Consider the following 20,946-nt stretch of genomic DNA (forward strand, 5'->3'; position numbering starts at 1 on the left):
ATCGTCATGATTGAACTTAGTGCAGCAGACATAGCGGCTATCACTGGCGGCCAACTGATCGGCGGGGCCGCAGAGGCACCCGGGACGATCGTTGACTCGGCCATCACCGATTCCAGGGAAGCATCCCCGGGGTCCCTCTTCATCGCCAAACCCGGAGAACACTCCGACGGACACCTCTTCGTGGAGGCAGCCTTCGCCCGCGGCGCGGTGCTGGCCCTGGTAGAGCGCGTGGTCCAGGACCCGTCCGGCGCCCCCTACCCGGCGGTGCTGGTCCCCGACGCCGTCCTGGCCATGGGCGCCCTTGCCGGCGAGATCGTGAGGCGGCTGCGGGCCAACGCTCCGCTGACCGTCATCGGCATCACCGGCTCGGCAGGCAAGACCACCACCAAGGACCTGCTGGCCGGGATCCTGCGTGCCGAAGGCGAAACCGTGGCTCCCACCGGCTCCTATAACGGCGAGGTGGGGGTTCCGCTGACCATCTTCGGCGCCGGATACGGCACCCGCTACCTGATCGTGGAAATGGGTGCCACCGGCATCGGCCACATCGAATACCTGGCCTCGATGGTCAAACCCGACATCGGCGTCGTCCTCTGCGTGGGTTCCGCCCACGCCGGTGAATTCGGCGGCGTGGAAAACATCGCCAAGGCCAAGGGCGAACTGGTCGAGGCGCTGGCTGCGGGCGGCACCGCTGTCCTGAACGCCGACGACATCCGCGTGGCAGCCATGGCCAAGAGGGTCGCTGCCGGCGTGGAGATCCTCTACTTCACCTCCTCACCCGAGCAGGCGCACGGAGCCAAGGCAGCGCTGCGGGCCGTTGACGCCCGTACCGATGCGCTCGGACACCCGGTGTTCACCCTCCGCTTCCCTGACGGAAGCGAAGCCCCGGTGGAATCGGGCCTGATCGGCGCGCACCACACCGCAAACCTCCTGGCCGCCGCAGCAGCGGCACACGCCGCCGGTGTTCCCGGTGACCGGATCGCCGCCGGCCTGTCCGGGCAGAAGGCCGCCAGCCGCTGGCGGATGGAACGCACCGACCGCGAGGACGGCGTCACCGTCATCAACGACGCCTACAACGCCAACCCCGAATCCATGCGGGCCGCCCTGCGCACCCTGGCCGAACTGGGCCGGGGCCGGCGCACCTGGGCGGTGCTGGGGGAGATGCTCGAGCTGGGCGACTCATCAGTCACCGAGCACGACGCCGTGGGCCGCTATGTGGTCCGCCTGAATATCTCCCACCTGATCGTTGTGGGTACCGGCGCGCGCGCCATGCATACCGGTGCCGTGATGGAAGGCTCCTGGGGGGACGAATCCGTTTTCGTCGAGACCGCCGAAGACGCCGAACGCCTCCTGGAATCCGCCCTGGAACCCGGTGACCTGGTCCTTTTCAAATCCTCCAACGGCGCAGCCCTGCGCCACCTCGGTGATCGGATAGCTTTGAACGCCCCATCTTCAACCTCCCTGCCGGCCTCCGCGCCGCAGCAGACCAGCCCGGACCTCGCCGGGGAAGCCGGAGGCGTCCAGTAAGTGGTATCCCTGCTCATCGGGTCATCACTGGCCCTGGTCTTCGCCTTCATCGGCACCCCGCTGTTCATCCGGTTCCTCGTCCGCAAAAGCTACGGACAGTTCGTCCGGGACGACGGCCCCACCTCGCACCACACCAAGCGCGGCACGCCGACTATGGGCGGCGCCGTCATCGTGGCCTCCGTGGTGGCGTCCTACTTCATTACCCACCTGATCAGCCCCATCATCAACCCGGGGACCTTCGGGCCCTCGGTGTCCGGTCTCCTGGTCCTGTTCCTGATGGTCGGGATGGGACTGGTGGGCTTTATCGACGACTACACCAAGATCTCCCGCCAGCGCAGCCTCGGGCTGAACGCCAAGGCCAAGATCATCCTGCAGACCCTGGTGGGGGTCACGTTCGCCATCCTGGCCCTGAACTTCCCCAACAGCCAGGGCCGGACCCCGGCCTCCACGGAGATTTCCTTCATCCGGGACACCGGCATCGACCTGGCCTTCGCCGGCACCCTGATCGGAGCCATCCTCTTCATCCTGTGGGCGAACCTGATCATCACCGGCACCACCAACGGCGTGAACCTGGCCGACGGGCTCGACGGCCTGGCAGCCGGCGCGTCCATCCTCGTGTTCGGCGCCTACTTCCTGATGGGCATCTGGCAGTCCAACCAGAGCTGTGGCGCGCCCCGCTCCGGAGCCGTCTGCTATGAGGTCCGCGACCCGATGGATCTGGCGCTGCTTGCAGGTGCCCTCGCCGGCGCGCTGGTGGGCTTCCTCTGGTGGAACACCTCACCGGCCAAGATCTTTATGGGCGACACCGGATCGCTGGCCATCGGCGGCGCCATCGCAGCCTTCGCCATCCTCTCCCGCACCGAACTGCTGCTGGTGATCCTGGCCGGCCTCTTCGTGATCATCACGCTCTCGGTCATCATCCAGGTCGGCTACTTCAAACTCAGCGGCGGCAAGCGCGTGTTCAAGATGGCCCCGCTGCAGCACCACTTCGAACTCAAGGGCTGGGCCGAAGTGACGGTGGTGGTCCGGTTCTGGATTGTGGCCGGGCTCTGCGTCGCCGTGGCCCTGGGACTCTTCTACGGAGAATGGGTGGTGGGCAATTGAGCACCTCACGCCTGGATGAGCTGACCACCTGGGACGCCGCCTGGAACGGCCTGCGCGTAGTGGTCACCGGCATCGGCCTGTCCGGTTTCTCGGCGGCCGACACCCTGATCGAGCTCGGTGCCCGCGTCGTTGTGGTGGACGCCAAGGACACCGAAGAGAACCGTGCCAAGGCGGACACGCTGCGGATCGTTGGTGCCGCCGACGTCCTGCTGGGGCAAGCCCACGCCGGGGCGCTGCCCCTGGTCGACGGCGAACCTGCCGAACTGGTGGTCACCTCGCCCGGTTTCAGCCCGACCCACCCGCTCATGGCCGCCGCCGCCGACGCCGGAATCCCGGTGTGGGGCGATGTGGAACTGGCCTGGCGGGTCCGGGTCCGCGAAGGCCGCAAGACCGCGGAATGGCTCACCATCACGGGAACCAACGGCAAGACCACTACCGTCACCATGACCGAAAGCATGCTGCGGGCCGCCGGCCTGCGGGCCATTGCCGCCGGAAACGTGGGAACCCCGATCCTGGACGCAATCCGCGATCCGCAGGGCTACGACGTCATTGCCGTTGAACTCTCCAGCTTCCAGCTGCACTGGTCCTCCTCGCTCTCGCCGCTGGCGAGCGTGTGCCTGAACGTGGCCGAAGACCATGTGGACTGGCACGGCTCCTATGAGGGCTACCTCGCGGACAAGGCGAAGATCTACGCCAACACCAAGGTGGCGTGCATCTATAACGCCGACCAGTCCGAGACCGAGCGCATGGTCGAGGACGCCGACGTCGTTGAAGGCTGCCGCGCCGTGGGCTTCACCACCGGCATGCCGGCAGTGTCCATGGTGGGCATGGTCGAAAACCTGCTCGTGGACCGCGCGTTCATTGAACAACGGAAGGATTCCGCCGCGGAACTGGCGTCCCTGGCTGACCTGGGCGAGCACGCGCCGCGGCACACCGTCGCCAACGCCCTTGCCGCGGCCGCCCTCGTCAGGGCGTACGGCGTGGAGCCCATCGCCGTCCGCGACGGGCTGCGGAACTATGAACCCGGAGACCACCGGATCCAGCCGGTTGCCCGCCTGAACGACGTCCTGTGGGTCAACGACTCCAAGGCCACCAACCCACACGCTGCAGCCGCGTCACTGGCTTCCTTCGGATCCGTCGTCTGGATCGCCGGCGGACTGTCCAAGGGCGTGAGCTACGACGACCTGATCCGCAGCCACGCGTCGCGGCTGCGCTCAGTCATCCTGATTGGTGCCGATTCAGCCGACCTGCGCAGCGCATTGGCGCGACACGCGCCCGAGGTCCGGGTGATCGACGCCGTTCCGCCCCACACTGGTGGGAAACATGCATCAGTGCCCACGGTCAGCGGTGATGAAGTGATGGCTTTGGCCGTCGCGGCAGCCGCAGCCCAGGCACAGCCGGGGGACACCGTCCTCATGGCCCCTGCCGCGGCGTCCATGGACCAGTTTGCCTCCTACGCACACCGCGGCGGGGCTTTCATCGAAGCCGTCCGCGGGTACGTGGAAGGACAGGCGCCCACTCCTAAGGAGCCGTAATGGCCACCACGTCCCCGGGGAAACCCCGCAAACCGGTGCTTCGGACCAACCGTCCGGCAGCTTCCGGCGGGACACCCGGGACAACCGGTCCATCCAGGGCGCCGGCATCCGGGACGTCGGCCGGTGGCACCTCAGCCACCGGAACGTCCGGCACGCGCACTTCCGGCACGCGTAAACCTGCGTCCGGCACCCCGGCCGGTTCCCGGCGCGGTGCCGGCGCGTCAGCGGAGCCGGGTAAAAAGCCGTCGCTCTTCGAGCGTGGCATCGTCCTGCTGGAAGGCAGCCGGCGCAGCGCCACCGGCTCGGCGTACTACACCATCCTCGGTGCCGCCCTGGCGCTGACCGCTATCGGCCTGATGATGGTGCTCTCGGCGTCCTCGGTGGAGTCCATTGCCGCCTCCGCCGGGGAATCCGCGGGAAACACCTTCAACTTCTTCGTCAAGCAGGCCATGTTTGCCGGCTTCGGCATCGCCGCTATGTTCGGCCTGTCACGGCTGGGCCCCAACGGGTACAAAAAACTGGCCTGGTTCCTGATGATCCTGGCGATCGTCCTGCTCGTGGCGGTCCTTGTGCCCGGCGTCGGCAAGGAGGTCAACGGCAACCGGAACTGGATCGAGATCGGCGGCGTCGGCGGCCAGCCCTCCGAGGCCGCCAAGCTGGCCATGGCCGTCTGGTTCGCCTCGGTCCTCTCCCAGAAGCAAAAGCTGCTCACCCAGTGGAAGCATGCCCTGATTCCGGTGGTCCTTCCCGGCGGCGCGGTCCTGATCGGTCTGGTCATGGCCGGCAAGGACCTGGGCACGGTCATCATCATGGGCATGATCATGATTGCCTCGCTGTTCTTCGCCGGGGCGCCGCTGCGGTTCCTGGCCGCCCTGGTGGCCTCCGGAGCCGGGGCAGCGGTCCTGATGTCGATGGTCAGCAGCAACCGCAGCAGCCGGATCAGCGCCTGGCTGAAACTGGACTGCGGCGGAGGCCTCTGTGACCAGGCCAACGCCGGCATGTACGCCCTGGCCTCCGGCGGCTGGTTCGGCGTGGGCATCGGCCAGAGCAGGCAGAAATGGAGCTGGATCCCCGAAGCGCACAATGACTTCATCTTCGCCATCATCGGTGAGGAATTCGGGCTGCTCGGGACCCTCCTGATCGTGCTGCTCTTCGGCGTCCTGGCCGTGGCCACCATCCGCATGACCATGCGCCACACCGACCCGTTCATCCGGATCGTCTGCGGATCGATCCTGGTCTGGATCATCGGCCAGGCCTTCGTGAACATTGCCATGGTGACCGGCCTGCTGCCGGTGATCGGCGTTCCGCTGCCGTTCATCTCCTATGGCGGCTCCTCCCTGACCATCACCCTGATGGCCATCGGGGTCCTGCTCTCCTTTGCCCGCAAAGTCCCCGAACACCAACGTCCCGAAAGTGAACCATCAGCTCCATGACGCAACGTCCCCTTTCCCTTGTCCTGGCCGGAGGCGGCACTGCCGGGCATATCAGCCCGCTCCTTGCCGTAGCCAACGCCGTCCGGGAGTCCGCGCCCGGGACCAGCATCAAGGTCGTGGGCACTGCAGCCGGGATGGAAACCCGGCTGGTGCCCGCCGCCGGGTTTGAGCTGGCCGTCATCGACCGGGTTCCCATGCCGCGCAGGCCCAGCGGCGACCTCCTCCGGCTGCCCGGCCGGCTGCTGGCTGCCGTCCGGCAGGCAGGGGATATCCTCGACGAGGCAGGGGCCGACGTCGTTGTGGGCGTGGGCGGCTACGTCTGCACGCCGGTGTACCTGGCTGCACGCCGCCGGAAGCTGCCGGTCATCGTCCATGAAGCCAACGCCCGTCCGGGCCTGGCCAACCGCGTGGGCGCCCGGTTCGCCGCCGTCGTCGGCACGGCATTTGCCGAAACCAAACTGCCGGGCGCCCGCCTGGTGGGCATGCCCATGCGCAGGGAAATCTCCGGCCTGGACCGGAGGGCCGCGCAGCCGGCCGCGCGCGCGGCCCTCGGCCTGCGACCGGATCTGCCCACCCTGGTGGTCACCGGCGGATCCTCCGGCGCTGCGAGCATCAACCGGGCCGTCCAGGAGTCCCTGCCCGCCCTGGCGGCGGCAGGCATCCAGACGCTGCACATCACCGGCCGGGGCAAAGAGCTGAAAACCGCCGACGGCGCCAAGCTGGCGGCGCCGCTGTACCGGCAGGTCGAGTACGTGGACGGCATGGAACAGGCGTACGCCGCCGCCGACCTGCTGCTGGCCCGGTCCGGAGCCGGAACCGTATGCGAAATCAGCGCCGTGGGCCTGCCCGCCGTGCTGGTGCCGCTGCCGCACGGCAACGGCGAGCAGGCACTGAACGCGGCCGGGCTCGTGGCCGGCGGGGGAGCGCTCGTGGTAGCTGACTCGCTCTTCACCGCTGAGTGGATCCTGAACCGGCTGATACCTTTGCTGGCGGACGCTCCCGCGCTGGAAAAGATGGCGGCCGCCTCTGCCGCGCAGGGGATCCGCGACGCCGACCGGCGCATGGCGGAGTTCATTTTCGATGCAAACGTAAGGTCACAGGCATGAGCACGCTAAAGCTTTCGGACCTCGGACGGGTGCACTTCATCGGCCTCGGCGGGGCAGGCATGTCGGCAGTGGCCCGGGTCATGCTGGGCCAGGGCGTGAGTGTCTCAGGCTCCGACTCCCGGGATTCGCCCGGACTCCGCGCCCTGGAGCTCCTGGGTGCCGATGTCTTTGTGGGCCAGCAGCCCGAAAACGTCACGGACGCGGACACCGTGGTGGTGTCCACCGCTATCCGGCCCGACAACCCCGAACTGGCCCGCGCCCGCGCCCTGGGTCTGCGGGTCATCCACCGCTCCGAAGCACTGGCTGCGGCCATGGACGGCCAGGACGTGGTGGCGGTGGCCGGAACGCACGGCAAGACCACCACCACGGCCATGGTGACCGTGCTGCTGCGCGAAGCCGGGCGCGATCCGTCCTTCGCCATCGGCGGCGACGTGGCGGCCCTGGGCGTCAACGCTGCCCTGGGCACCGGCAGCGTGTTTGTGGCCGAGGCCGACGAATCGGACGGGTCCTTCCTGAACTACTCGCCCCGGATCACCGTCATCACCAATGTCGAGGCAGACCACCTGGACCATTACGGCACCGAGGAAGCGGTCTTCGCCTCCTTTGACCGGTTTGTCCGGCTGCTGCCCGCCGACGGCCTGCTCGTTGCCTGCGCCGACGATCCCGGCGCCGTGGCCGTGGCCGGACGCTCCGGAGCCGCCCGGGTCTGCACCTACGGCTACGGCGAGAGTGCCGACATCCGGATCACCGACACCCGTGCGGTGGGCAGCGGTTCCGTTTCGGTGCTCCGCTTCAGCCTCGACGGGCTGGACTGCGAACAGGAGCTGCGGCTGCTCGTGCCCGGAGCGCACAACATCCGCAATGCGGCGGCGGCCTTCGCCGTCGGCCTGGGGCTCGGCGTGGATCCGGCGCTGGCTGCGGAGGGACTCTCGGTGTTTTCCGGTGCCGCCCGGCGGTTCGAATCAAAGGGCGCCGTGCGCGGGGTCCGGGTCTTTGACGACTATGCCCACCATCCCACCGAGGTGGTAGCCGCCCTGCAGGCCGCGCGGACCGTCGCGGGGGAGCACCGCGTGCATGTCCTGTTCCAGCCCCATCTGTTCAGCCGCACGCTGGCGTTCGCCGGAGAATTCGCTTCCGCCCTGGAACTGGCGGACACCGCCACGGTGCTGGACATTTACGCAGCGCGGGAAGACCCGGTGGACGGCGTCACCAGCGAGCTGATCAGCTCCCGCGTCAACCGTCCCGGAGGCTATGCCCCCGATGCAGCCCAGGCGGTCAAGGACATCTGCCGGCGGGTGGAACCGGGGGACATCATCCTTACCGTGGGTGCCGGCGACGTCACGCAGTACGGTGCTGACTTCATCAATGAACTCTCCCGCGACGACGCTGCCGCACCCGGTGTTCCCGGCGCGGATTCCGCTGACGCCGGCGTTCGCGCTCATGCCCACGACGCCGGCCGGCCGGCTCCGCGGGACGGGCACCGTGGGTAGCCGGAAACCGCGCCGGCCACCCGTGGATGCCGTGCCCGGGTCCGGCACGTGGCGGCGCACGCCGTCCGCGCCGTCCACGCACTCCACACCGTCCGGGTCAACCGTTCACGGCAGTGCCAGCACCAAAACCGGCACCAGGACCGGCGTGAAAACCGGCGCCAACGCCGATGCCGCCGTCGACACGCAGTCCGGCGGCGACGTCGTCAGCGCCACGGTGCTGGCGTTTCCCGAGCCGCCCGCCCGGCGCCGGAAACGCCGGCTGATTGGCTGGGGGCTGACCGCCGTCGTCGTGCTGGGCGCCTTTTTCGCCCTGCTGTTCTTCTCACCGGCGCTGGCGTTGAAAACGGTGACGGTGCAGGGCAACTCCCTGCTGCCCACCGAAGAGGCCCAGCGGGCACTGCAGCCCCTGATGGGGGAGCCGCTGACCACCATTTCCGATGCCGACGTGGCTGCCCTGCTGGCAGACAGGCCCGAAGTGGCCGGCGTCGAGGTCATTGCCCAGCCGCCCTCGGAAATCGTGGTCAGCATTACCGAACGGGTGCCGGTAGCCGTGCTGCAAAGCGGTGAGAGCTTCCTGCTCATTGACGCGGAGGGCCGGACCATCGGCACGGCCGTGAACCGCGCACAGGCGCGGCTGCCGCTCATCGACGGTGGGACCGAGGCAGTGAACAGCCGGGTGTTCAGTACCGTTACCTCGGTTCTGTCGGTCCTTCCGCCCAAGGTCCTGGAACAGCTGGACCATGCCTCGGCGGGATCGGTGGATTCCGTGGAACTGAAGCTCGTGAACGGCCAGAGCGTCTTCTGGGGCAGTGCCGAATCGAACGTTGCCAAGGCCCGTGTCCTGGAGGCGATGCTGGGCATGCCGGCCAAGGAGCCGGCGGTCAAGGTATTTGACGTCAGCACTCCCAATGCTCCGGTGACACGGTGATCTTTCCCTCCTCGGGGAAAGAAAATGCCGACACGCGGCAGAGGTAATTGCAGAACCCCTTGTCGCCCCATAGCGTCACAGGTAGAGGATTACTTGACATAACTATAACCCTCAAGTAGAGGCTTAATGTTCTCGCTTGAAGGTTCCAGTTCAGGTTCAAGGCTTTGGCCGGGAGACCCGGCCGACCAATGATCAGTTGCACAGATTCGAACAAGGGACACAGGACGTGGCAGCACCGCAGAATTACTTGGCCGTCATCAAGGTCGTCGGCATCGGCGGCGGTGGCGTGAACGCCGTAAACCGGATGATCGACGTTGGACTCCGAGGCGTGGAGTTCATCGCCATCAACACCGATGCGCAGGCACTGCTGATGAGCGACGCCGACGTCAAGCTGGACGTCGGACGTGAGCTGACCCGCGGCCTGGGCGCCGGCGCGGATCCCGAGGTGGGCCGCAAGGCTGCCGAGGACCACGCCGAGGAGATTGAGGAAGTCCTCCGCGGGGCCGACATGGTCTTCGTGACGGCAGGCGAGGGTGGCGGCACCGGTACCGGCGGCGCGCCCGTCGTGGCCCGCATCGCCCGCTCCCTGGGTGCACTGACCATCGGTGTGGTGACGCGCCCCTTCACCTTCGAAGGCCGCCGCCGCTCTAACCAGGCAGAGTCCGGTATCGACACGCTGCGCGACGAAGTCGACACGCTCATCGTGATCCCGAACGACCGCCTTCTCTCCATCAGCGACCGGAACGTGTCCATGCTGGACGCCTTCCGCTCCGCCGACCAGGTGCTGCTCTCCGGCGTCCAGGGCATCACCGACCTGATCACCACCCCGGGCCTGATCAACCTCGACTTCGCGGACGTCAAGTCGGTCATGCAGGGTGCCGGTTCGGCCCTCATGGGCATCGGCTCCGCCCGAGGGGAGGATCGTGCCGTAAAGGCTGCCGAGCTGGCAATAGCTTCTCCTCTGCTCGAAGCCTCCATCGACGGCGCCCACGGCGTCCTGCTTTCCATTCAGGGCGGCTCCGACCTGGGCCTCTTCGAAATCAACGAAGCAGCCCGCCTGGTCCAGGAAGTGGCCCACCCCGAAGCCAACATCATCTTCGGTGCCGTTATTGACGACGCCCTGGGTGACGAAGCACGGGTCACGGTCATCGCCGCCGGCTTCGATCAGGTGGACGTCACCTCGCAGCCGGTCTCGCACAAGCCTGCCGAGCCTGCAGCACCGCCCGTCAGTGCTCCGGCAGCTGTTGGCTACGCCGGAGCGGCTCCCGCTTCCGCCGGCCTCTCGGCCTGGTCGCAGCGCTCAGCACAGCACAGCGACGTTCCGGCTGACGCCGGGTTCGACGTCGACCTGCCGGCCGTTGTGGAATCGGACCTGTCCACCGGACGGAACGACGACCTGGACGTTCCTGATTTCCTGAAGTAATACCGCGTTCCGGGGTCAACCCGGAGCAGCCCGGCAGCGAGGTTGTTCGACGATGTTTTGGTGGCAGACACAGGCCGGTGACGGCCTGATGGTTGCATTCACCAACACAACGGCGGGCAACCTCGCTTTGCATGTCGGAGACCATCCCGGGCAGGTGCTGTTGCGGCGGGCCGCGCTGGAAAAGCGGATGCAGGTGCCCGCCGGATCGCTCCGGTTCATGAACCAGGTCCATTCCGCCGATGTGGCCACCGTGGATACCGCGGATGGCTTGGGGCCAGGGTCCCCGTCCGCCGTGCCGACGGCTGATGCCCTGGTCAGCGCCGATGGCAGCAGTCCGCTGGCCGTCATGGTCGCCGACTGCGTGCCGGTCCTCCTGGCCGGCCGCGGGCCCGGCGGGGTCGTGACCGCAGCCGCACACGCGGGGCGCCGCGGTCTGCTCGACGGCGTCCTGGCCAACACTGTGGCCACCATGCGCAGCGCCGGAGCCACCGGGCTGCGGGCCTGGATCGGCCCCGCCGTCTGCGGCGCCTGCTACGAAGTCCCCGAGGCCATGCTGGCCGACGCCAAGGCCCGGCTGCCCGTACTGGCCTCCCGTACCCGCTGGGATACGCCCGCACTTGACCTGCCCGCCGGCGCCGAAGCCGAGCTCACAGCCCTGGATGTCCAGGTGATCCGCCTTCCCGGATGCACACTGGAATCGGATGATCTTTACTCCCATCGGCGCAGCAGCGCCGCCGGCCGCTTCGCCGGGGTGATCTGGCGCCGCTGACCCGCGCCCCTCTTCCACACTGCACGCACCGCACGAACCAAAAGCTGCACGATCCTAGGAATCCCGCTATGACTTCCAGCACCTCCCCGGCCGCCCGCCGCGACGAACTTGCCGCCCGGCTCGAAACGGTACGCCGCCGCATCAGCGTCGCCGCGCCCGCCGGGACCGACCCCACACTCATCGTGGTCACGAAGTACTTCCCGGCCGCTGACGTTGAACTGCTGGCCGGGCTGGGCGTGCAGGACGTCGGTGAGAACAAGGACCAGGAAGCATCGGCCAAGTCCGCGGAAACCGCACAGCTGGGGCTCTCCTGGCACTTCATCGGCCAGCTCCAGAGCAATAAGGCCAAGTCGGTCGTGCGGTACGCCGCCGCCGTCCACTCCGTGGACCGGCTTTCCCTTGTGAGCGCCCTGGACAAGGCAATGACGGTCGAGCAGCAGCGCCGTGCCGACGCGGATCTGCCGCCCCGTGCCGTGCTGGACTGCTTCCTGCAGGTGGACCTGCGGAACCCGAACCCAAGCGGACCCGGCGCCGTCCCGGCAGCCGGGGAACCAGGGGGAGGGCCGGGCCGCGGGGGAGCCATGCCGGCCGATCTGCCTGCCCTCGCTGACGCGGTGGCTGCCCGGCCCGGTCTCCGGCTGGCCGGCGTGATGGCCGTTGCCCCGCTGCAGGAGGACCCCGGTGCGGCTTTTGCCCGGTTGCAGGCCCTGTCCGACCGGCTGCGCGCTGAGTATCCCGAAGCGTCGGGGATTTCTGCAGGCATGAGCCGGGACCTGGAAGCCGCCCTGGCGCACGGAGCGACACACCTGCGCATCGGCTCGGATATTCTCGGGCCGCGGCCCGCCGTGCGGTAGCGTCTAATACAGGAAATGTCTCTCATCTGGCGAGGGACGGGTGCTACGGCGCTGAAGGACTAGAAGGAGCAACCATGGCTGGCGCAATGCGCAGGACAATGATTTACCTTGGGCTCGCCGATGGTGATGAGCACTACGAGTCTGAGCAGAAAAGCCAGCGGGAAACCCCCGCCCGCAGCGAAGAATACGCACCCGAGTACGAGCGCCCGCAGCGCCCCGAGCGCGAAATTGAGCCGGCTGCGGCTCCCGTGGTCCGCACGGCCGTCGAAGAGTACCGGGCGCCCGTGACACCCATCAAGCGCGCCCCTTCATCCCGAGAGGAAGTGGCTGGCTTGCGCCAGATCACCACCGTCCACCCCCGCTCCTACAACGATGCAAAGATCATCGGCGAGAGCTTCCGCGACGGCATTCCCGTGATCATGAACGTCACGGACATGGGCGAAGCAGACGCCAAGCGCCTGGTGGATTTCTCCGCTGGTCTGGTGTTTGCACTGCGCGGTAGCATTGAACGCGTGACCAACAAGGTTTTCCTTCTCTCACCGTCCTACGTGGAGGTGCTGGGGGATGACAAAAAGGTCAGCGAGTCCCAGTCGGCATTCTTCAACCAGAGCTGACCGCGTCTCCGCCACGGCGGACCTGATGCGGGCTGCTGAGGCTTCCCCGGAAACGAAACCACACGCGTGAGTATTATTTTCTCCCTGCTGTACCTACTGCTGGTCCTCTTTCAGTTTGCGCTGCTGCTGCGGATTGTTTATGACGCAGTCCAGATCTTTGCCCGTCAGTGGCGCCCTAAGGGGCCGGCGCTGGTACTGGCAACGGTTATTTACAGTGCAAGCGATCCGCCCATCCGGCTTTTGCGGCGGTTTATACCCCCGCTGAGGCTTGGCGGCATCTCCCTGGACCTGGCCTTCGTGGTGCTGTTCATTGTGGTGGCGATCGCCAAAACGATCGTTCGCAGCTTCATCTAGGCACTGCGGTGCGCGGGGGCCGGTTAGTTTTCCGACACCGATAGATATACTGTGAAAAAGAATAAGACCCCTTAGATTTTGTATGTCCGTAATTCTGTACGTAGAACCGTCTGCTTGACTCGCAGGCGAATCTTATAACCAGTGTGAGGTGACCAGATGGCTCTGACGCCAGAAGATGTTGTAAACAAGCGGTTCCAGCCTACTAAGTTCCGTGAAGGCTACGACCAGGACGAGGTAGATGACTTCCTCGACGAGATCGTCGTGGAGCTTCGCCGCCTGGGCGCAGAAAATGAAGACCTGCGCCGCCAGCTGGCTGAATGCGTAGCAGGCAACGCAGCTGAGGGCTCCATCCCGGCCCCCGTCTCCGCTGCAGCAAAGACCGAACAGGTCACGCAGCCGGTGAAGGAAGAGAAGCCCGAGCCCGTCAAGGTTGAGGAGCCCAAGGCTCCCGTTGCCAAGGTCGAAGAGCCGAAGGTCGAAGCACCGGTGGCCGCGGCTCCGGCTGCAGCGCCCGCAGCCAACAGCACCGAGACCGCCGCAGGCATCCTGGCCATGGCCCAGAAGATGCACGACGACTACGTCGGTGCCGGTGTCGAGCAGCGCGACAAGATCATTGCCGAAGCCCAGATCGAAGCCAGCGGCCTCGTCAGTGAAGCCCAGGACAAGAGCCGCAAGATCCTCAGCAACCTGGAACAGCAGAAGTCTGTCCTGGAGCGCAAGGTCGAGCAGCTGCGCGGCTTCGAGCGCGACTACCGTGCACGCCTGAAGGCCTACATCGAAGGCCAGCTGCGTGACCTGGACTCCCGCGGCTCCGTTGCCTCGGAGACCGCTGACGCGTAAGTCACCGAACGGAACCCGCAGCAATCCGCGGGTGCACTAAACTGAGATAAAGCACGGGCCGGCTGGCCGGGACGCCCCGGCCAGCCGGCCTGTCGCGTTTCCCGGTCGGGCCGTCCCGCGATGCGCCCCAACGAACGAAAGCACCATGACAAAATCTTCTGAGGAACCTGCGGCCAAGGCTGCGGGCCGTGGCGCCAACGTGCGGCCCGGCTGGTCCGGCTACGCCCTGATCATGGCCGCGTGCGCCGTCGTCGGCCTTGGCCTTGACCAGCTCACCAAATGGTGGGTGGAAAGCACCATGGTGCTTGGCCAGGTCACCGACGTGCTGCCGCCGGTGCTGCGCTGGCATTACATCCTCAACCCCGGCGCGGCGTTCTCGATCGGCACCGACTACACCTGGGTGTTCACCCTGATCATGGTGGCGGTGAGCGGGTTCCTGCTCTACCTCATGCTCAAGGTCCGCTCCCTGACCTGGGCCATTGCCCTGGGCCTGGTCCTGGGCGGCGCACTGGGCAACCTCACTGACCGGCTCTTCCGGGCCCCGTCCTTCGGGCAGGGGCACGTTGTGGACTTCATCGCACTGCCGAACTTCGCGATTTTCAACATTGCCGACTCCTGCGTGGTCTGCGGCGTGGTGCTGATCTGCCTGCTGACCCTGCGCGGAATCGGGATGGACGGCCAACTGACCGCAAGCGAGTCCCCGGAAGATACGCCGGCAACCGGCACAGAAGATACCAAGAATGACGAAGGCAACCGATGAATGAGATTCACACCGTCCTGCAGATCCCGGACGAAGCCGACGGCGGCCGCGCCGATGCGGTCCTGGCTAAGCTCCTGGAGGTTTCCCGCTCCACGGTCACCCCTTGGTTCGCCGACGGGTACTTCAGCATGGCCGGACGGCCGCTGGGCAAATCCGACCGGCTGTCCGCCGGTGACAAGGTCACCGTGGACATCCCGGAACTGCGCGACCCCCTCGCCGTCGTCGTCGAACCGGTGGAGGGACTGAAAATCCTGCTCGATGACGAGCACTTCGTGGTCATCGACAAGCCCGTAGGCGTCGCCGCGCACCCCTCGCCCGGATGGGTTGGCCCCACGGTGGTCGGCGGGCTGGCCGCAGCCGGTTACCGCATCTCCACCTCAGGCGCCCCCGAGCGGCAGGGTATTGTCCACCGCCTGGACGTGGGCACCTCCGGGGCCATGGTCGTGGCCAAGACCGAGCACGCCTACACGCAGCTCAAGCAGGCCTTCAAGGACCGCACCGTGGACAAGATGTACCACGCCGTGGTCCAGGGCCTGCCGGATCCGCTGCGCGGCACCATTGACGCGCCGATCGGACGGCACCCCTCCTATGACTGGCGTTTCGCCGTCCTCGAGGGCGGCCGCCCGTCGGTCACCCACTACGAGGTCCTGGAAGCCTTCGGCAAGGCCTCCCTGGTGGAGGTGCACCTGGAAACCGGCCGCACGCACCAGATCCGCGTGCATTTCTCCGCCCTCAAGCACCCCTGTGCCGGAGATCTCACGTACGGCGCCGAGGCCAAGCTGGCCGCCGAACTGGGCCTGACCCGCCAGTGGCTGCACGCCCGGCAGCTGGCCTTCGCCCACCCCGGCACCGGGGAAAGGGTCGAGGTTTTCAGCGAGTACCCGCAGGACCTGCAGTATGCGCTGGACGCCCTGCAGCGCGGCGACGTCTGAGCCGCCCGCAGCAGGACTGCGTCGTGCCCCACAGGGCGTGACAGACATGCAGGCTCCGGGGCGGCGTGCCGTCCGGAGCCTGCGCGGACCGGGCCTAGAATGGTTCGGTGGCTTCAGCAACTAGTTCTTCGAAATCGTTTGTCCATCTTCACAACCACACCGAGTATTCGATGCTGGACGGGGCGGCCCGTCTGACGGACCTCTTCAGCCATGCCGAAGAGCTGGGAATGAACGCGGTGGCCACAACGGACCACGGGTTCGTGTTCGGTGCCTTCGACTTCTGGAACAAGGCCCGCAACGCCGGCATCAAGCCGATCATCGGTGTGGAGGCGTATCTGACCCCCGGCACCGCCCGCGCGGACAAGACCCGTGTGAAGTGGGGCGACGGCGGCCGCAACGACGTCTCCGGCGCCGGTGCCTACACGCATATGACCATGTGGTCGGAGACCACCGAGGGCATGCACAACCTGTTCCGGATGTCCTCCCTGGCTTCCCTGGAGGGCTTCCTTTACAAGCCACGCATGGACCGTGACCTGCTCCAGACCTACGGCAAGGGCCTCATCGCCACCACCGGCTGCCCGTCCGGCGAGGTACAGACGAAACTGCGCCTGGGCCAGTACCGTGAGGCCGTCCAGGCCGCCTCCGACTTCCGCGACATCTTCGGTGCGGACAACTTCTTCTGCGAAATCATGGACCACGGCCTGGACATTGAGCGCAACGTCCAGGCGGACCTGTTCAAGCTCGCCAAGGAGCTGAAGCTGCCGCTGGTCGCCACCAACGACCTGCACTACACCCACGCCGAAGACGCCTCCGCGCATGCCGCGCTGCTGTGCGTGCAGTCCGGCTCCTCGCTGGCGGACCCGAAACGCTTCAAGTTCGACGCCGACGAGTTCTACCTGAAATCCCCGGCCGAGATGCGGGCGATCTTCCGCGACTACCCCGAGGCCTGCGACAACACGCTGCTCATCGCCGAGCGCTGCGACGTCGAATTCAATACCAACGCCAACTACATGCCGCGCTTCCCCACTCCGGAGGGGGAGAACGAGGAGTCCTGGTTCGTCAAGGAAGTGGAGGCCGGCCTGCACCGCCGCTACCCGAACGGCATTACCGACGCCGTCCGCAAGCGTGCCGACTACGAAGTGGGCATCATTGCCCAGATGGGTTTCCCGGGGTACTTCCTCGTGGTGGCCGACTTCATCAACTGGGCCAAGGCAAACGGGATCCGCGTCGGTCCCGGCCGCGGCTCCGGCGCAGGCTCCATGGCGGCCTACGCCATGGGCATCACCGATCTGGATCCGCTGCAGCACGGCCTGATCTTTGAGCGGTTCCTGAACCCGGACCGTGTGTCCATGCCTGACTTCGACGTCGACTTCGATGATCGGCGCCGTTCCGAGGTGATCCACTACGTCACCGAGAAGTACGGCGACGAGCGTGTGGCCATGATCGTCACCTACGGCACCATCAAGGCCAAGCAGGCGCTGAAGGACTCCTCACGCGTCATGGGCTACCCCTTCTCGGTGGGGGAGCGGCTGACCAAGGCCATGCCGCCGGACGTGATGGGCAAGGGCCTGTCCCTGGCCGATGTCCACAACAAGGAAGCCAAGCGTTACGGCGAGGCGGAGGAACTGCGCGAACTGCTGCGCACCGACCCCGATTCGCAGCGCGTCTTCGATACCGCCCTGGGCCTGGAGGGCCTGAAGCGGCAGTGGGGTGTGCACGCCGCAGGCGTGATCATGTCCTCGGACCCGTTGATCAACATCATCCCGATCATGCGCCGCGACCAGGACGGGCAGGTCATCACGCAGTTCGACTACCCCACCTGCGAAGGCCTGGGGCTGATCAAGATGGACTTCCTCGGCCTGCGAAACCTGACCATCGTCTCGGACGCGGTGGAGAACATCAAGAACAACCGCGGCGAGGACCTCGTCCTGGAAGACCTGCCGCTGGACCTGAAACCCGCCTACGAACTGCTGGCCAGCGGCGACACCCTGGGCGTGTTCCAGCTCGACGGCGGCCCCATGCGGTCGCTGCTCAAGAGCATGCGCCCGGACAACTTTGAAGACATTTCCGCCGTCATCGCCCTGTACCGGCCGGGCCCCATGGGTGCGAACTCGCATACCAACTACGCCCTGCGTAAAACCGGGCAGCAGGAAATCACGCCGATCCACCCGGAGCTCGAGGAGCCGCTGGCGGAAATCCTGGGCACCACCTACGGCCTGATCGTGTATCAGGAGCAGGTTATGGCCATCGCGCAGAAGGTCGCCGGCTTCACCCTCGGCCAGGCCGACATCCTGCGCCGCGCCATGGGTAAGAAGAAGAAGTCGGAGCTGGACAAGCAGTACGCCGGCTTCCACCAGGGCATGGTGGACCGCGGCTATTCCGAGGCCGCCATCAAGGCCCTCTGGGACATCCTGCTGCCCTTCTCCGACTACGCCTTCAACAAGGCCCACTCGGCAGCGTACGGCGTGGTTTCCTACTGGACCGCCTACCTGAAGGCCCAGTATCCGGCCGAATACATGGCGGCCCTGCTCACCTCGGTGGGTGATGACAAGGACAAGCTGGCCATGTACCTGAACGAGTGCCGCAAGATGGGCATCACGGTGCTGCCGCCGGATGTGAACGAGTCCAGCGTGAACTTCACCCCGGTAGGCACCGACATCCGCTTCGGCATGGGCGCCATCCGCAACGTCGGCGCCAACGTGGTGCAGTCCATGGTGGCCGCCCGCGAGGAAAAGGGTGCGTTCACCAACTTCAAGGACTTCCTGATGAAGGTCCCGGCGGTGGTGTGCAACAAGCGCACCATCGAATCGCTGATCAAGGCCGGCGCGTTCGACTCCATGGGCCACGCCCGGCGGCCGCTGGCCATGATCCACGAAGAGGCGATTGACTCCGTCGTCGTGCTCAAGCGCAACGAGGCGGTGGGCCAGTTCGACCTCTTCGCTGCGATAGCCGACCAGGAGCCGGAGGACTCGATCAGCATCGAGATCCCCGACCTGCCCGAATGGGAGAAGAAGGACAAGCTCTCCTTCGAGCGCGACATGCTCGGACTGTACGTCTCGGACCATCCGCTGCAGGGGCTCGAGGGCATCCTCAGCCAGCACGCCGATTCCTCCATCACCAACATTGTGGGTGAGGAAGGCCCGGCCGACGGCGCCATTGTCACCATTGCGGGGATGATCACCTCGCTCCAGCGCCGGATTGCCAAGAACAGCGGCAACGCCTACGCCCGCTGCGAAATCGAGGACCTGGCCGGCTCCATGGAGGTCATGTTCTTCGGTCAGGTCTACGGGCCGATTGCCGCGGTGCTGGCCGAGGACCTGATCGTGGTGGTCCGCGGCAGGCTGCAGCGCCGCGACGACGGCGCCGTGACCCTGAACGCCCAGGAACTGACCGTTCCGGACCTCAGCGAGGGCCATTCCGGTCCGGTGGTGATTTCCATGGCCACCTACAAGGCCACCGAAACCGTGGTGACCCAGCTCGGCGACGTGCTCCGGACCCACCCCGGAACCTCGGAGGTGCAGATCCGGCTGAACGGCTCCCGGACGGTCGAAGTCATGAAACTGGGCGTGGACATGCGGGTCAATCCAACGCCGTCGCTGTTCGGTGACCTCAAGGTGCTGCTGGGACCGGCCTGCCTGGACGTATAGGACGTGGCCGGTCAGGTCAGGCCGGTCAGATGCGTCGGCCGGCGGCGGTCAGGCCGCTGCCGTGTCGGTTGGCTTGACCCCGCGCCGGCCAAAGAACCGGTCATAGGCGATTCCCGCCAGGATGCCGACAAGCAGCGAGACCGCCAGGATGATGGTCAGGGCGAGCACATCGGCGCCCAGCCCGGTGTCCGTTCCCGCTCCGAAGTACAGGATGCCCCGGACTGCCGTGGCGATGTGGTGCAGGGGCTCCCAGGGGGCGATGGCCCGGAAGAAACCGGGCAGTGCCTCCACCGGCACCACAGCGCCGGATGAGGGCAGGCCCATCAGGACCAGATAGACCATCGCGACCAGCAGGCCGGCGTTGCCGAAGATGGTCAACAGGGCGAAAACCGCCGCTGACACAGCGGACATTGCCAGCCAACTGACCAGGAACAGTGTTCCTCCGCTGGGCAGCGGAACATCCGCCGCGGAGGCCACCCACATCACCATGCTGGCTGCCGGCGCGGCGGCAGCGACGAAGATTCCCCACTTGACCAGCATGGTCATCCAGCGGGAGGGTGTGGTGCGCCGGGCCTGGAGGAACTGCGGCCCCAGTTCCAGGGGCATGATTCCCAGCTTCCCGTCGACCAGGACATTCACGCCAATGGAACCGGTCAGCCCCAGGACCAGGAGCAGGATGGCGTAGTAGAAGGAGCCCATGCCCAGGGCCGTGCCTTCCTCCACCGGGTGGTAGGTGACGGAGCTGATCTGGATGGGCTCCTGCAGCAGCAGGGTGGAGGAAGCACTGACCACGGGTGCCAGCGTTTGAGCCAGCAGCGCGGGGGTTCCTGCCTGCTGCTGGATCAGCTGCCGCGCAAAGGCTTCCGTTGTCGGTCCTGCCTGGGCCGCTGCCTCCAGCGTCCGGCGGGCCTGGTCATCCTGGGAAAGTCTCAGCTGCTGTTCCACGGCGGCACGGGCCTGGGCCTGCGCATCCTTCGCGGCGCTGCTGAGCTGTTCCCCCATCGAGGTGCTGGCCTCTTTCAGCCCCGGTTCGATGATGCCCGTCGCCAGCCGGGCCGCCAGGGCGCCGGCCTTGGGGTCGGTGTAGACGGTGACGGCTGGACGGGCAGCAGGCTCCTCGGTCAAGGCTCCGCTGACCAGTCCTGCGGCGTCTGAGGAGAAGGTGGCGGGGATAACCACGGCAGCGTAGACCTCCCCGTTCCCGAGCTGCTCCTGTGCATCGGCCCAGGAGAGGACCCGCAGGTCCAGTTCCTCTCCTTCCGCAGCCCGGTCAGCAAAGCCGTTCAGAATTTCCTGGCCCAGATTCTGCCCACCTGTGCCGTCGGCGGCAGCGCCCGTGCCGGCGTCCTCGTTCACCACCGCAATCGGGAAGTCCTTCAAATGCCCGGTCGGATTGGCGAGCCCGCCCATGTAGAGTCCCGTGCCGATGGCCGCCAGGAGGACAACCACCAGCATGGGCAGCAGCCAGAACATGGGCGACCGGTAGGGGGAGGCCGGCGGCCGGCCCGCCGGGCGGGCAGCGTGGCGGGAACGTGTCGGGGTGGACGTGGACATGCGGGCAGTTCCTTATTCGAACGACTTGGATACACGAGTGTATTGACTTCATTCGACGATACACCCCTGTATCGTGTGA

Annotated in this window: 17 protein-coding genes; 16 read left to right on the forward strand and 1 reads right to left on the reverse strand. The window is 66.7% G+C overall.

Annotated elements, in window-relative coordinates:
• Positions 1–6 precede the first annotated feature (6 nt).
• The 16 genes from KKR91_RS06540 (at position 7) to dnaE (ending at position 19,313) form a co-directional block, all read left to right on the forward strand.
• The gene (locus KKR91_RS06540; RefSeq protein WP_210230894.1) at positions 7–1,524 is read left to right on the forward strand and encodes a UDP-N-acetylmuramoyl-tripeptide--D-alanyl-D-alanine ligase; all 1,518 of its coding nucleotides are present in this window, start codon (positions 7–9) and stop codon (positions 1,522–1,524) included.
• A complete protein-coding gene (gene mraY / locus KKR91_RS06545; protein ID WP_210230895.1) occupies positions 1,525–2,628 on the forward strand; it encodes a phospho-N-acetylmuramoyl-pentapeptide-transferase in 1,104 nt (367 codons plus the stop codon).
• Positions 2,610–4,163 (forward strand): UDP-N-acetylmuramoyl-L-alanine--D-glutamate ligase, encoded by a 1,554-nt coding sequence (gene murD / locus KKR91_RS06550; protein WP_210230896.1) that lies wholly within the window; start codon positions 2,610–2,612, stop codon positions 4,161–4,163. The genes mraY and murD overlap by 19 nt, the downstream gene beginning before the upstream one ends.
• Positions 4,163–5,596: a putative lipid II flippase FtsW gene (ftsW, locus tag KKR91_RS06555; protein ID WP_210230897.1), complete on the forward strand. Its 1,434-nt coding sequence runs from the start codon at positions 4,163–4,165 to the stop codon at positions 5,594–5,596. The genes murD and ftsW overlap by 1 nt, the downstream gene beginning before the upstream one ends.
• Complete coding sequence (gene murG / locus KKR91_RS06560) at positions 5,593–6,702, forward strand: undecaprenyldiphospho-muramoylpentapeptide beta-N-acetylglucosaminyltransferase (RefSeq protein ID WP_210230898.1); 1,110 nt, start codon at positions 5,593–5,595, stop codon at positions 6,700–6,702. The genes ftsW and murG overlap by 4 nt, the downstream gene beginning before the upstream one ends.
• Positions 6,699–8,192: a UDP-N-acetylmuramate--L-alanine ligase gene (murC, locus tag KKR91_RS06565; protein WP_210230899.1), complete on the forward strand. Its 1,494-nt coding sequence runs from the start codon at positions 6,699–6,701 to the stop codon at positions 8,190–8,192. Before murG ends, murC begins: the two co-directional genes overlap by 4 nt.
• A gap of 145 nt (positions 8,193–8,337) precedes the next feature.
• Positions 8,338–9,120 carry a cell division protein FtsQ/DivIB gene (locus KKR91_RS06570; protein ID WP_210230900.1) on the forward strand — a complete coding sequence of 261 codons (783 nt, stop codon included), beginning with the start codon at positions 8,338–8,340 and terminating at the stop codon, positions 9,118–9,120.
• Positions 9,121–9,346: 226 nt separating this feature from the next.
• Positions 9,347–10,543: a cell division protein FtsZ gene (gene ftsZ / locus KKR91_RS06575; RefSeq protein WP_210230901.1), complete on the forward strand. Its 1,197-nt coding sequence runs from the start codon at positions 9,347–9,349 to the stop codon at positions 10,541–10,543.
• A 52-nt stretch (positions 10,544–10,595) separates the two neighbouring features.
• The gene (locus tag KKR91_RS06580) at positions 10,596–11,312 is read left to right on the forward strand and encodes a purine nucleoside phosphorylase YfiH/LACC1 family protein (protein ID WP_210230902.1); all 717 of its coding nucleotides are present in this window, start codon (positions 10,596–10,598) and stop codon (positions 11,310–11,312) included.
• 68 nt (positions 11,313–11,380) lie between these two features.
• Entirely contained in the window at positions 11,381–12,166 is a 786-nt protein-coding gene (locus KKR91_RS06585; RefSeq protein ID WP_210230903.1) for a YggS family pyridoxal phosphate enzyme, read from the forward strand.
• A 74-nt stretch (positions 12,167–12,240) separates the two neighbouring features.
• A complete protein-coding gene (locus KKR91_RS06590; protein WP_210230904.1) occupies positions 12,241–12,780 on the forward strand; it encodes a cell division protein SepF in 540 nt (179 codons plus the stop codon).
• A 66-nt stretch (positions 12,781–12,846) separates the two neighbouring features.
• Entirely contained in the window at positions 12,847–13,134 is a 288-nt protein-coding gene (locus KKR91_RS06595) for a YggT family protein (protein WP_210230905.1), read from the forward strand.
• A gap of 156 nt (positions 13,135–13,290) precedes the next feature.
• Positions 13,291–13,974: a DivIVA domain-containing protein gene (locus KKR91_RS06600; protein WP_210230906.1), complete on the forward strand. Its 684-nt coding sequence runs from the start codon at positions 13,291–13,293 to the stop codon at positions 13,972–13,974.
• Positions 13,975–14,119: 145 nt separating this feature from the next.
• Positions 14,120–14,734 carry a signal peptidase II gene (gene lspA / locus KKR91_RS06605; protein ID WP_210230907.1) on the forward strand — a complete coding sequence of 205 codons (615 nt, stop codon included), beginning with the start codon at positions 14,120–14,122 and terminating at the stop codon, positions 14,732–14,734.
• A complete protein-coding gene (locus KKR91_RS06610) occupies positions 14,731–15,666 on the forward strand; it encodes an RluA family pseudouridine synthase (RefSeq protein WP_237688461.1) in 936 nt (311 codons plus the stop codon). The genes lspA and KKR91_RS06610 overlap by 4 nt, the downstream gene beginning before the upstream one ends.
• Positions 15,667–15,773: 107 nt before the next feature.
• Positions 15,774–19,313 carry a DNA polymerase III subunit alpha gene (dnaE, locus tag KKR91_RS06615; RefSeq protein ID WP_210230908.1) on the forward strand — a complete coding sequence of 1,180 codons (3,540 nt, stop codon included), beginning with the start codon at positions 15,774–15,776 and terminating at the stop codon, positions 19,311–19,313.
• A 48-nt stretch (positions 19,314–19,361) separates the two neighbouring features.
• On the opposite strand, the gene KKR91_RS06620 is transcribed toward dnaE, so the two are convergent.
• Positions 19,362–20,867: a YhgE/Pip domain-containing protein gene (locus KKR91_RS06620; RefSeq protein ID WP_210230909.1), complete on the reverse strand. Its 1,506-nt coding sequence runs from the start codon at positions 20,865–20,867 to the stop codon at positions 19,362–19,364.
• Between the last annotated feature and the right edge of the window lie 79 nt (positions 20,868–20,946).

This window comes from Arthrobacter jiangjiafuii (assembly GCF_018622995.1).
Taxonomy (GTDB): Bacteria; Actinomycetota; Actinomycetes; order Actinomycetales; family Micrococcaceae; genus Arthrobacter_B; species Arthrobacter_B jiangjiafuii.

What these genes read in the sequence shown, in the direction of transcription:
- KKR91_RS06540 (WP_210230894.1), top strand. Translation starts at nt 7, where the DNA reads ATGATTGAACTTAGTGCAGCAGACATAGCGGCTATCACTGGCGGCCAA.
- murD (WP_210230896.1), top strand. Translation starts at nt 2,610, where the DNA reads ATGGGTGGTGGGCAATTGAGCACCTCACGCCTGGATGAGCTGACCACC.
- ftsW (WP_210230897.1), top strand. Translation starts at nt 4,163, where the DNA reads ATGGCCACCACGTCCCCGGGGAAACCCCGCAAACCGGTGCTTCGGACC.
- murG (WP_210230898.1), top strand. Translation starts at nt 5,593, where the DNA reads ATGACGCAACGTCCCCTTTCCCTTGTCCTGGCCGGAGGCGGCACTGCC.
- murC (WP_210230899.1), top strand. Translation starts at nt 6,699, where the DNA reads ATGAGCACGCTAAAGCTTTCGGACCTCGGACGGGTGCACTTCATCGGC.
- KKR91_RS06580 (WP_210230902.1), top strand. Translation starts at nt 10,596, where the DNA reads ATGTTTTGGTGGCAGACACAGGCCGGTGACGGCCTGATGGTTGCATTC.
- KKR91_RS06585 (WP_210230903.1), top strand. Translation starts at nt 11,381, where the DNA reads ATGACTTCCAGCACCTCCCCGGCCGCCCGCCGCGACGAACTTGCCGCC.
- KKR91_RS06590 (WP_210230904.1), top strand. Translation starts at nt 12,241, where the DNA reads ATGGCTGGCGCAATGCGCAGGACAATGATTTACCTTGGGCTCGCCGAT.
- KKR91_RS06600 (WP_210230906.1), top strand. Translation starts at nt 13,291, where the DNA reads ATGGCTCTGACGCCAGAAGATGTTGTAAACAAGCGGTTCCAGCCTACT.
- lspA (WP_210230907.1), top strand. Translation starts at nt 14,120, where the DNA reads ATGACAAAATCTTCTGAGGAACCTGCGGCCAAGGCTGCGGGCCGTGGC.
- KKR91_RS06610 (WP_237688461.1), top strand. Translation starts at nt 14,731, where the DNA reads ATGAATGAGATTCACACCGTCCTGCAGATCCCGGACGAAGCCGACGGC.
- KKR91_RS06620 (WP_210230909.1), bottom strand. Translation starts at nt 20,867, where the DNA reads ATGTCCACGTCCACCCCGACACGTTCCCGCCACGCTGCCCGCCCGGCG.